The following is a 12704-nucleotide window of genomic DNA, read 5'->3' on the forward strand; positions in this document are numbered from 1 at the left end:
TAGTTCCCATGAAACGAGAAGGAAAACGCCGTTTATCGAAACCATTCAACCTTCGTTAAGGAGCAATCCAGGTTTGAGCGCCTATACAGCAAGCGAAATAAGCACGCTCATTGAAAGGAACGATTTGAGCTTTTACATCAACGAACGATAAAGCTCAATAATCTCTTCTAAAGTCGTTTCCCGCGGGTTGCCTGGTGTGCAGACATCGTTCAAGGCATCTTTGGCGATGGCTGGGATATCTTCTTCTTTGACGCCTAATTCAGAAATGGTCGCTGGAATGCCCACATCTTTGCTTAACTGATCGATTGCTTGGCAAGCAGCATCTCGGACGTCTTCAAGTGACATCGTTTCTGCCCCTTCAATGCCTAAAACGATCGCGATCTCACGGTATTTTTCACCCGTAAAGTCTTTGTTGTATTTCATGATGGTTGGCAACAAAGACGCGCACGCTACTCCGTGAGGAATGTTGTACCAAGCGGACAATGGATGTGCCATGCCGTGGACTAAGCCCAAGCCGACGTTTGAAAAGCCCATACCGGCAATGTATTGCCCTAGTGCCATCGCTTCTCGTCCTGCTTGATCGCCATTCACGGAATCTCTCAATGAGCGCCCGATGATCTCGATTGCTTTGATGTGCAGCATGTCAGTCATTTCCCAAGCGCCTTTGGTGATGAAGCCTTCGATGGCGTGGGTCATGGCATCCATCCCCGTTGCAGCTGCCAGGCTCTTCGGCATCCCCATCATCATATCGCTGTCCACAAAGGCTACTAGAGGAATATCGTGAGGATCTACACAAACAAATTTCCGATGATTTTCTTCATCTGTAATCACATAGTTAATCGTTACTTCGGCTGCAGTCCCAGAAGTTGTCGGTACCGCTAAAATCGGCAAGCATGGATGTTTCGTGTCTGCCACGCCTTCCAAACTAATCACATCTGAAAATTCAGGATTCGTAGCAATGATTGCGATCGCTTTTGCCGTATCGATCGGTGAACCACCGCCAATCGCAATGATACAATCGGCTTGGGCTTCTTTGACAAAGGCTAAGCCGTCTTTGACATTTTGGATCGTTGGGTTGGGCACGATCCCATCATATAACGCATAGTCGACACCTGCTTCATCCAATAATTTCGTCACTTTGGTTGCTACTTCAAATTCCACCAAATCTTTGTCGGTGATCACAGCCGCTTTTTTGAACCCTCGTGCTTTGAATTCGGTCGGTACGTTCTCGATCGCTCCTTTTCCAAAATACGATGTTTCATTCAAAATCATTCTATTTGCCATTCTTCCTACCTCCATTTGTTTGTTTATTCACAATATAGTTTAAATAGAAAAGACTGAGAGCCTTTTCTATTCTTCTACCATTACTTATACCTCAAGATAGCCTGCTCGGGGAGTGACTTTGAAAGCGTCAGCCAATTTTTTCAGATTTTCATCTGTAATGGTTTGTAAGATTGGGCCTTGCGCTTTAACATATGTGTACACTTCCGCAGCTTTCTCTGCCGTTTCAATCAAGCCAAAGACTTCATCCATATCTTTGCCAGCACCGTAGATGCCATGTTGCGGCCAAAGTACCAAACGGGTTTCTTTCATTTTAGCAGCTGTTGCTTCGCCGATCTCGTTCGTTCCTGGAACCATCCAAGGAATGATGGAAACACCTTCTGGGAAGACCACCAAGCACTCCGTACACATCTGCCACAGGGTCCTCGTGAAACTGCGTTCATCCAACTCATGGGTAAAACTCATGGCCAAAAGATGCGATGCGTGGTTATGCATGATGATTCGGTTTTCTGGATCGACCGACAAGCGAGCGATATGACTCATGAAATGACTTGGCAATTCACTCGTTGGCACCGCACCATTTTCCAAGCCCCAAAGCAATTCCAATGTTTGCCCATCTTCTTTGACCCGAATCACACCAAGGTTTTCCGCTGGATGTGCGGCTACATTTTTAAAGTATTTTCCTGAACCTGTCACAATAAAGTACTTGCCGGCTAGTGCCGTAGCATCAAAAATCATGGGAATTTCCCGCAAGACGCTTTGCGGATCGATGAAAGGCAAGATCTCTTCTTCTGTTAATAAGTAAGAAATATTGCCACCGTTGCGCTCATCCCACCCTAAACGGTAAAGATTTGCTGTCGTTTCCATCATTTCTTGTACAAAATTCGCTTGTAAAATATCAATTTTTTTCATCGTTCTCCTACTTTCTGGCTTTTAAGACGGTTTCTTCATAGGCTTTCACTTCTGATAGCCAATCCAGACCTGCTGGTACCCCTTGGCTTTCACAGAAGTAATTCCAAACATCTGCATACGGATAGTCTTTTAATTCTTCCGTCATGGCTAAACGAGTGGTGAAATCACCTGACAATTCGATTGCTTTTAGTTCTTCGATCGGTTCTAGCATCGCTTTTAGCAACGCTTTTTGAGTATTGCGCGTCCCGATCACCCACGCAGCGACCCGATTGATCGTTGCATCAAAGAAATCTAACCCAATGTTGGTTTTTGGCAATAAGTCATTGCGAACCAATTCGCGGCCAATCTCTTGCAATTCATCGTCCATGATCACGACATGATCACTATCCCAGCGTACAGGACGGCTGACATGCAGCAAAATGCCTTTGCTGAATAGTGCCAATGAAGACAATTTATTGGAGATCACTTCGGTTGGATGGAAATGTCCAGCATCCAAACAAATCAATTTATCGCGCGTCAAGCCATAGCCCATATAAAATTCATGAGAGCCGACGGTGTAGGCTTCGGCACCAAGACCAAACAGCTTGCTTTCCACGGCATCCACTGTGTATTCCGCTGGCAATTCTTCAGCAAAAATCTCATCTAATGCTGTCATCAAGCGTTCCCGTGGTGTAAAACGATCGATCGGGTTGTCTTTGTAGCCATCTGGCACCCAGAAATTATTGACACAGACTTGCCCAGTTTCTTTCCCCATATAGGCAGCGATTTGACGCGAACGTTTGCCGTGTTCGATCCAAAACTGACGAACTTCTTCATCTGGTGAAGCAAGGGTAAAGCCATCTTTGAACATGGGATGTGAGAAAAAGGTTGGATTGAAGTCTAAACCTAAGCCTTGTTCTTTCGCCCAAGCGACCCATTTTTCAAAATGCTTCGGCTCCAATTCATTTAGATCCACTGCTTCCTCGGTGTCTAAATAGATAGCGTGAAGGTTCAATTTGTGTTTTCCAGGAATCAAAGAGTAGGCTTTTTCTAAATCTTGGCGCAACTCCTCTGGGGTATGGGCAGCACCAGGATAATTCCCCGTTACAGAGATCCCACCAGATAATGCTTCATCACTCAAAAATCCTTGGACATCGTCCCCTTGCCAAACATGCATCGAGATTTTCACATTGGCTAATTTTTTCAAAACCGTATCCGTGTCGACGCCCAATTTGGCATATGCTGTCTTAGCTTCTTCATAACGCTGTTGAATCGTTGTCATTTTTTCCTTCTCCTTCTATAAAACGTTGATAGTCGCTTAAAATCTTGTGATCAAAAGGCTGTGGTTCATGAACACTGCAAGGAAATGAGTGTTTGACCGCGCGGCGTGCTTCAACCAGCGACGTGAAGATGCTAGCACTCATCATCTGCATTAAAAGATTGCCGATCGCCGTTGCTTCACTTGGGCCAGCTTCGATCGTCAGCTGCGCAGCATCAGCCGTCAGTTGATTTAAAAAGCGATTGTTGGAACCGCCCCCCACGATATGCAGTTTTTGCAGCTTGTTCGTCGTACCTGTCAGCTGTTCCAGCTTTTGCAATTCGCTGGCATAACAAAGCGCTAAGTTATCATACACACAGCGAGCCAGCTCCCCTGCGGTTTCTGGAACTTTCTGCTGGGTTTCTCGACAATACGCTTGCAGTTCAGTAATCATATTTTCTGGATTCAAAAAACGAGGATCATTGACATCGACAAACTGTTGAAAAGCAGGCGTTGCTTGCGCCAATTCCGCCAATTCTGCATAGGAATACTGATAATCTTGCTGCCGAGCCACTTCTTGGATCAGCCACATGCCCATGATATTTTTTAAAAAGCGAATCGTGTTGTGGGCACCCCATTCGTTCGTATAATTTTCATCGAAGGCGGCAAGGGAAACGTTGGGTACTTTGGTTTCGATCCCCAGCAATGACCATGTCCCGCTGCTGATGTAGCCCCACTCTGACCCTTCTCCGGGTGTACCGATGATCGCCGACGCCGTATCATGACTAGCGACAGTGACAAAGGTCGCTTGTGGCAAATCATAGGCTGGAAACTTCTGAGTTTGCAGTGTGCCTAAAACCGTTCCAGCATCAACCAATGGTGGGAACAGTCCTTCTGTTACGCCAATCTCAGCTAATAATTCTACATCCCATGTTTGGGTATTGGCATTTAGAAGCTGCATCGTCGAGGCATTGGTTTTTTCCGTGACCATCTTGCCGGTAAAAACGTAGCCCAAATAATCTGGAATCAACAGCAGTTTGTCGGCTTTTTGCAACAGTTGCGCTTCTTCTGTAGCTAATTGAAAAATCGTGTTGAAGGGCTGCAGCTGAATGCCTGTTTTCTCATACAGTTTTTGCAAAGAATAGCGCTGGCCAAAAGCCGCGATCGCATCATTGGTGCGACTATCTCGATAAGCGACTGGGTCGCCTAAACGTTCGCCTGCTTGATCGATCAAACAGTAGTCCACTGCCCAGGTGTCGATTCCGACGAAGCAGTCATTGATACCGGCTTGTTTCACTTTTTGCAGTCCTACTAAAATCTCTTGGATCAAATAATCGATCGCCCAGCGGTCAAAGCCTTCAAGGGGACGAAAGCCGTTTTTAAAGCGATGGATCTCTTCTAAAGTGATCTGCTCATTTTCCCAACGGCTCAACATCAGACGACCGCTTGATGCGCCGATATCGATTGCGATAAATGTGTTCACTGGTCTCCACCTTTCATTATCTTGGTTAAAAATAAATCGATTACAATTTACTGATTCATTCTTGTTGCCTCAATTTTAGCTTGACAATCAACGAGTTTCATCACACAATTTTGATAAAGACTTGCACAATCTTGGTAAAAAGGAGGATCCGATGGATTACTGGGAAAAAGCCAACCACTCATGGTCAACCGATTCACTGCGTTACATCAATACTTCAACCCAAAAGCAGCGTGAACTTTTCTATTACATTCAAGAAATCGGCTATTTCAAAGCCAGCAAACCTTACTTTACAGAACGAGAGAACCTGCCTTCTTATTTGATCAAATATACATTGTCCGGTTGCGGTGAATTGCGCTACAAAGGAAAAAGCTATCAATTAAAAGCAGGTGATGTGTTTTTTATCGACTGCCTAGACTATCAGTACTACCGCACCGTTAGTCAAGAGCCCTGGGAAATGGACTGGATCCATCTATATGGCGCCAACGTCGCAGCGTTTTATGAGGAATTCCTCAAAAATGGCAGTCCAGTTTTTCACACCAATCCTGCCAGCAGTCGTCAAAATCCGATCCACTTGGTCTTACAAGATTTATTGATGCTACAGCCAGAACCAAATGCGAAAACTGCCTTCCAAAGCTCTGTTTTGATCCATCAGCTGCTCAATGAACTGCTCCTGCAAAAATATCATCTCGATTTTTCGGATAGTGAGATCCCCCCTTATATTTTGCAGATTCGTGACCAGCTAGAAGAAGATTTCCGTCAAGGGATCACCTTGGAATCTTTGGAGGAAAGGTATCATATCAATAAGTATCAAATCGTCAAGGAGTTTTCCAAATACATGGGCTTGCCCCCCATCGAGTACCAGATCAGCAAACGCATCTCTTATTCGAAAGACCTTTTGCGCTATTCTCGGCTTTCCATCAAAGAGATCTCATTGGCGATCGGCATCGAAAACACCGCCTATTTCAGCCGTTTATTCAAGAAAAAAGTCGGCATTTCACCTAGTGATTATCGACAGACGGAGAATGGACGGTAAAAAAGAAACATGAAATCATTCACTGATTTCATGTTTCTTTGCATTGAATCTAAGGTTTTAGTTGGCAACAATAAGTGACTCTTTTTCATTCATGATCTTCTCAAATGCTGACGCATTCGTTACCACAACTGGCGTAATGGTCGCATATCCCTCTGCTTGGATAGCTGCGAGATCGGCTTTTATCAGCGGCTGGCCCTTTTTGATTGCTTGATTTGCTTCAATAAGGGTCGTAAAGTGCCTTCCCTCTAGCTCTACTGTGTCAACACCGATATGGATCAAAAGTTCAACGCCTTGATCACTGGTCAAGCCGATCGCATGCTTTGTTGGAAATAAAGCAGTGACCACGCCATCAAAAGGGGCATAAAAGGTGTTTGATTGTGGTTTGATTGCTTTCCCTTGCCCCATCAAGCCTTCTGAAAAAACTTTGTCAGGAACCTCTGTTAAGGGAACGACTTCTCCTTGAACGACTTCTTGAAAATTGATTTTTGAATTCACTGGCTCTTTTGAATTGACTGCTTTCCTTTTTTCAGGTTCTACAATTCCCCAAAAATAGGTGATTAGAAATGCCGCAACAAGCCCTACTACCTGCGAAGCAATCCCACCATAAAATCCACCATCGATTCCTGCTGGATTGATAATCAAAGGAATACCCAACAATCCTGAACCACCAAAAGAATACTGCACTGTCTGCATAAATCCTGCAATAACACCACCTAAACTTCCACCGATGACAGCAGCGATCAACGGACGTTTATAAGGAAGTAATACTCCGTACAATGCTGGTTCACTGACACCAATCAGGGTTGTCAGACCTGTTGAGTATGCGAGTGCTTTCGTTTTATCGTTTTTCGTTCGTAGACCAACCGCCACGACAGCTCCAGCCATTGCCATTTGGTTCGCTAAGAGCAGACCCATCACAGGATCGAATCCTTGCATCGCCATGTTGTTAAGAAAAATTGGAATGAATGCCCAATGCAATCCGAACATGACCATCAAGATCCATGGTCCCCCAATCACCAGCCCGCCCAAAACCGGACTGAAGTGATAAACATTATTAACAAGCGTTGCCAGTAGACTTGATAAGTTGGATATAATTGGACCAACGACCAGCAAGGCAAGAGGGACAGAAACTAGTAACACGATAAGAGGCTGTACCATGAATCGCAAATCTTTCAACGGCCAATTCTGAACGAAGCCATTGATTTTGGCTGCCACCCAGACAGCAATGATTGCCGGAAAAACGGAAGAAGTATAGTCCATCATATTCACGGGAATCGACAAAAAGGTCAAACTACCTTCTGTCGCATACGGCAGCAAAGTAGGATAGATCAATGATGCCCCAATCAACATTCCGACATAGCTGTTTAATTTAAAATAATTTGCCGCCGAAGCACCTAATAAGATTGGCATGAAGTAAAAGAAAGCATTAGACAATGCATACAAAACGATATAGGTTCCCGAAGTTTCTGACAAAATACCTGCTACTGATAAAATCGTCAAGATCCCTTTGATCGTTCCTGACGCAGCCATAGCGCCTAAAGCTGGCGTGAAAATCCCTGAAATCGTGGAGGTAAACTGATCAAAAAGAGATTTTTTTGTTTTTTCATGGGTATTGTCTTCTATTAATTCGCCGACTTGTTGCAGGACCGCTTCATAGACATCGTTTACACGATTTCCTAAAACGATCTGGTACTGTCCGCCCTGTTCAACGACTGAAATCACTCCGTCAAGACTAGCAATGGTCTCCTTACTTGGGGTATCTGTATCATGCAATACAAAACGCAGACGTGTGACGCAATGGGTCACCGATTCGATATTGGCTTTTCCACCAATTTCCTTTAAAACCTCTGTTGCCAACTGCTGGTTGTTCATTTTTGCTCCTCCTCAATAAAAAGTTTGATTTCGCCAGTGATCCCCAAAGGCTCGAACAGGACAAACTGTGAAAGATAATCCCGCATACTGCGACCTAAATTATTGATCACTTCAATCTGGATGGAATTATTCGTTTCTTGAAGCAGGTCCGTCAACTCAAATGTATACGGTGTACTGATTCTTGTGCCTACACAATGACCGTTCACTGAAACAGTCACAACTTCTGAAGCATCTTCAATACTTAATAAAACCTCTCCTGCTGCTTTAGGGAAGTCCACGGTATAAGTGATTTTCCCGCTAAACCGACTGAAGTCATCACCGACTCCCAGTAAAGGCAATGACGAATATTGTTTTTGACAGGCAACTACCGCTTGCTCTTTCCCGATTCCTTCGAAAGTGACTTGCCATGGCTGATCGTTTAGATGAACTTCTTTCACTGGTTTGCTTCTATCAATACGCAATGGTTGTTCCGAGGTAGCTTCAAAAAGAATCATACTCTCTGCTGGTGCTAAATGAATCTCATAGCTGCCATTTTTATATGACACAGGTTTCAGTTTATTTTCTACTGGATCATATTGAACTAAAGGCTTCTTAGCAGGAAAAACAGCCTGAAACTGCAGCGATTCACTGTCATTTTCATTGAAAAGCATGAATATTTCATCTGTCTGCTGCTGATAATGATAGTAGCGCAAATACGGCAGAGCTTTTGATGTTTCTAAACGATCCCGTACCTTCAAGCCAACGTTATCAGTAAGTGCTGTGAGCGGTGTTACTTCCGTAAGGCGAGCGAGAAGCCGCAGTTCATGGGTAAGCAGAGTTTGTTCAAGGGCTTCTTTCACCATTTCCTCAACAAAAATAATTTGAATTCCAGATTCTGCGAGAGCTGTCAGCTTTTTGATCAATGGACCAGACATTCGCTCAGTATATGGAATGACTAATGTTTGAAAGGCATACTCATTGATGACAAACGTTTGATCCGTAAATTGCGCATCAAGCATCATCTCAACCGAAACGATTTCAAATTCGTATTGATGTTCCATCAGTTCACGAGCAACTTTTTGAATCGGCATATAAGCGCCTGCCCACTCCGCTTCAGCATGGTACAGCACAGCAATATCCGCTTGATGTTTCCCGTCGCTAAATAGATAACTCAAACGATTCATATACGTCATCAGCTGTTTGAAGCCCTCAAATTGTGGATTATGGCCTTGCGCATAAAAGTGTGGCGGGCAATCGGCATCAGGAAAGTCATTCATTGAAAAAGCATGAGGGACAAAATGATTGACCCCTCGCACCAGCATGTGATCGGTTAGCCATTTCATCAGTTTGGTTCCTTCTGACCAACCATATGCACCGAATACTTCGCACATCGTTCGACCTTGTTTCACAGGGTCTAAGTTTCCTAAAGATGCCCCCATTTTCCCTAATGCGTAATGGAAAAATTCGCCATCCCAGCCAGTAGATGTCATGGCTTCAAAGTATCCGTCATTTTGTTGCGGCATCAATTGATGCAAAACGACATCGATCCCTGCCATCGATTGTCCTTTCATCGATTGAAAGAAGTGACCTGCCCCATAGCCTAAACGTGCATGGGCATTGTTATCCTCAATCACATGTCCGATATAGTCGACCTTATGTTCCCGACACCAGCGTCCGATCCGCTGAGAAAAGTGTTGACTATATAGCTCAGAAACCAACGACATATAATTGTAACGAATCTTAGCCGTCTGTTTTGATTCACCACGATAGAGAGCCGGCAACAGCCCTCGCAGCTCAGTTTCAGATATGGCTAGCTGGTTTGCTAACAAAGTCAACAAATCATACCGCCACGGCAATGGCATATCTACTTTTCCAAGGACTGCATCAGGACCCTTGATATTCCCAAACCGCGGTTCATCTGAGAAAAATCCTTGGATCGTTGTGCCAAATTTCTCTCCAAAGTGTTGATAATGACTTTGATAAACCGTTTCCAGCAAAACATCCGTTGCTTCTGGTACCAAAGGATTCAAGTACCCTTGTGTCGAAGCTTCCCCTCCTTCTTGTGTCGTGTAAAAGACAAAGATACTCCACTCTCCTTCAGGAATAGACCAATACAATGTCTCATCAATCATTGAGTCTGTAAGGTCGATCCACTCCTCCTCGCTGATCTGCTTAAATCCAGTTTTTTTGACCGCAACGGCGCTGATGATTTCAGCAGAAAAAAATGATTTGCCACTCTCGTTAACCGTTTCCCCTTCGGAATTCAAAATATTCGGTCGCTCTGCATTGGAACACCAATCCAACATAATTCCAGCATTCTTTTTTGGGCCTACAAAATCAAATTGTCGAAAATTCAAAAATTCTTTCTGCAAATGTCGATGATTCTTCTCAATTTCTCCTGCGGCGTAGCCTGTTGGAAAGTGCTTGTCATCCAAAATCCAAAGTGTCATTTGTCTTTTTTCACACTCTTCAATGATGATCGCCAACTCGTCCCACCATTGCGCTTTCAAAAATTCTTCATGAGGGCGTGATTCGATGCAGACAGATCGGATGCCGGCTTCGTAAATTTTATTGATGTAAGTTTGAATCGTCTCCTTCTCTTCTCCATGCATCCATAAAAACGGAAAAATATGATTATCATATTTTTCGTTCAATAAATTCGTTATCTTTTTCATACAAATTCCTCTTTCTTTCTCATTCAACTTCATTTAAAATCATAATAAATACGCTTTCAAATGTATCATAAGCAATTCTGCAGATTGAAACAATGTCATCTTCTTTGCAGATAATTATCACATTTTTAGATTTACGAAAGGAGGAGATCATAATGACAACCGAAGAAATGGAAAAAAAGCTTTTTCAGTTATCTGAGCGGGAATGCTATCACAGAGACCATCCAAACCACCTTTCTGACTATTATCAACAGCTGGAAAAAGTGATGATCAATGGCCGACAAGTTTACTTATTCGATAATCTGATGGAAGAACAAGAAAACTTTACTCTGTTAAAGCAAAGCCGCTTCAGTCCAGTTCCTTATCATAACCACAGTTTTATCGAATTAAATTATATCTACTCAGGAACATGCACCCAATTGATCGATGATCAGAAAGTTACGCTGACAAAAGGACAAATTTGTCTGATTGATACCGGAATTCCCCATTCGATTGAAATGACTGGTGAAGACGATGTTTTGATCAATCTTTTGATCAAGCGGGATTATTTCGCTCAATTGATTAGTCGAGAACAGTTTAATGAAGGGGTCGTGCTTGATTTTGTTCTGACTGCATTGTCAGACAAGCACGCGCATGACCAATATATTGTCTTTAAGAACAATAAAGATGATCGGATCCATGCTGTGATTCAAGAAATGCTGAAAGAAACTTATGAAAAAGCCATTGGTAGTAAACGAATCATCAGCAATCTAATAGCCATTCTTTTCACTTTTCTCGTACGTGAGTTCGACTATCAGACCAACAAGCAAGAAGCGGCAAAAAAACAGCACATTCTAGCGATCTTGACCTATATCGAAGAGAACTTCCAAACGGTTACTTTGCCAAAACTCGCCACCCTTTTCAACTATTCTCCTTCCTATTTAAGTACATTGATCAAACGAGAAACTAGTAAAAATTTGACCGAATTGATTATCGAAAAGAAATTGAATCTCGCCCACAACTTAATTGCTTCCTCCACCAAACCAATCACCCAATGTGCGGCTGAAGCAGGTTTCACCAATATCACTTTTTTCTATAAAAAATACAAACTGTATTATGGGCATACGCCAAAAAAGAAAAAATGATTCTATGTCGCTACTTGCTTAAATAAAAAAATGTGGCATAAGTTAAATATTCATGTTCTAAACAAAAAAAAGAGTGGTTACCCACTCTTTGATTTTTAAGATAAGTTCTTTATTGGTTAAACTGTTATCTGCTACTTTATTGATCACTAACTAAAATTGCTCAGGTGCAAAGTTATTTCAACCAACTCATCCCTAATACACCAACAATATAGAGCAAGCTACCAAGAGCTACAAATTGCTTTTCTCTGCCAACTTTTTGTTCCTTTAAGAGGACAATACTTCCATAAGTAGCAACAAGTAAGCTCATTTGAGAAAATGAATAGGTTACGCCTACACCTAAAGAAGACGATACAGCGAATAACGAAGTATTCGCGATAACCCATGTGCTACCAGTACCTAAATTGTGGATTATTTTGCGGAAACGCAACTGTTGCTTACTTTTCAAGGAAATTACGCTTCCCCCGAGAAACATCCCTACTGCCTGAGGCAAGAAAATCTGTGCGCCACTTATCTGAAACAGACCAGTGACTGTCACATATAGCATCAAAAAAGCTGAAGAACAACATAGATAAAGAAGTACTTGCTGTGTTAAGCCTGTTTGCTGATGAGTTGTCTTAGTTACAAGGAAAACACCTGTTAGAATGACTCCTAATGCCATGATTGAGAAAATTACAGTCGTTAAATCTGTCCATTCTTTGAGAAAGAAGCCAGATGCTAATGTAACAAATAATAATTGGGTCCCGACGGAGACGGGCATTACTTTAGAAACCTCCGCTTTCTCCAAAGCAAGAAATTGGAAGTATTGTCCGCAAGCCCAAAAAACCCCAGATAATAAACTGATGAAAAATGGCACCATGGCATAACTCACTTGATTCAAGAAACCAAATACACTACCGAAAATCAAGGCTGCGATTGTTGTTCCTAGCAGTTGTTCCTCTGATTTTCCTCCCATCAATTTAGCGACGATTGGCATTAAGCCCCATCCTAGTGCAGGCAGTGAGGCAAGCAATAAAAGTTGTACGGACATAAAAACTCCTTCTAAGTATTGTAAAAAAGCGAGAACACAAAATCTTGTAGAGGAAAACGTTACAGAAGCAATTCCTTCTCGACA

Annotated in this window: 9 protein-coding genes; 2 read left to right on the top strand and 7 right to left on the bottom strand. The window is 42.9% G+C overall.

Going from position 1 to position 12704, the window contains the following annotated elements:
* Window positions 1-132: 132 nt before the first annotated feature.
* The 4 genes from fucO to rhaB all read right to left on the bottom strand — a co-directional run bounded on the left by fucO (window position 133) and on the right by rhaB (window position 4913).
* Complete coding sequence (fucO, locus tag A5877_RS04410; RefSeq protein WP_061053118.1) at window positions 133-1284, bottom strand: lactaldehyde reductase; 1152 nt, start codon at window positions 1282-1284, stop codon at window positions 133-135.
* 84 nt (window positions 1285-1368) lie between these two features.
* Window positions 1369-2193 carry a rhamnulose-1-phosphate aldolase gene (gene rhaD / locus A5877_RS04415; protein WP_005234418.1) on the bottom strand — a complete coding sequence of 275 codons (825 nt, stop codon included), beginning with the start codon at window positions 2191-2193 and terminating at the stop codon, window positions 1369-1371.
* 7 nt (window positions 2194-2200) lie between these two features.
* On the bottom strand, window positions 2201-3454 hold the full coding sequence (gene rhaA, locus A5877_RS04420) for an L-rhamnose isomerase (RefSeq protein ID WP_061053119.1): 1254 nt from the start codon (window positions 3452-3454) through the stop codon (window positions 2201-2203).
* Window positions 3429-4913 carry a rhamnulokinase gene (gene rhaB / locus A5877_RS04425; RefSeq protein WP_061053120.1) on the bottom strand — a complete coding sequence of 495 codons (1485 nt, stop codon included), beginning with the start codon at window positions 4911-4913 and terminating at the stop codon, window positions 3429-3431. The genes rhaA and rhaB overlap by 26 nt, the downstream gene beginning before the upstream one ends.
* A 151-nt stretch (window positions 4914-5064) precedes the next feature.
* Between rhaB and A5877_RS04430 the strand changes: the two genes are divergently transcribed.
* Window positions 5065-5946, top strand: coding sequence for an AraC family transcriptional regulator (locus tag A5877_RS04430; protein ID WP_005225353.1), 882 nt, complete (start codon window positions 5065-5067; stop codon window positions 5944-5946).
* Between the two features lie 57 nt (window positions 5947-6003).
* Here A5877_RS04430 and A5877_RS04435 read toward each other — a convergent pair whose 3' ends face one another.
* A complete protein-coding gene (locus A5877_RS04435; protein WP_086316454.1) occupies window positions 6004-7818 on the bottom strand; it encodes a beta-glucoside-specific PTS transporter subunit IIABC in 1815 nt (604 codons plus the stop codon).
* Entirely contained in the window at window positions 7815-10472 is a 2658-nt protein-coding gene (locus A5877_RS04440; protein ID WP_228085300.1) for a glycosyl hydrolase, read from the bottom strand. Before A5877_RS04440 ends, A5877_RS04435 begins: the two co-directional genes overlap by 4 nt.
* A 152-nt stretch (window positions 10473-10624) precedes the next feature.
* Between A5877_RS04440 and A5877_RS04445 the strand changes: the two genes are divergently transcribed.
* Window positions 10625-11593: an AraC family transcriptional regulator gene (locus A5877_RS04445; RefSeq protein WP_086316456.1), complete on the top strand. Its 969-nt coding sequence runs from the start codon at window positions 10625-10627 to the stop codon at window positions 11591-11593.
* Between the two features lie 172 nt (window positions 11594-11765).
* Here A5877_RS04445 and A5877_RS04450 read toward each other — a convergent pair whose 3' ends face one another.
* Window positions 11766-12620, bottom strand: a complete 855-nt coding sequence (locus A5877_RS04450; protein ID WP_005234411.1) for a GRP family sugar transporter — start codon at window positions 12618-12620, stop codon at window positions 11766-11768.
* Window positions 12621-12704 lie beyond the last annotated feature (84 nt).

The organism is Enterococcus sp. 3C7_DIV0644 (genome assembly GCF_002141235.1).
GTDB lineage: Bacteria > Bacillota > Bacilli > Lactobacillales > Enterococcaceae > Enterococcus_D > Enterococcus_D entomosocium.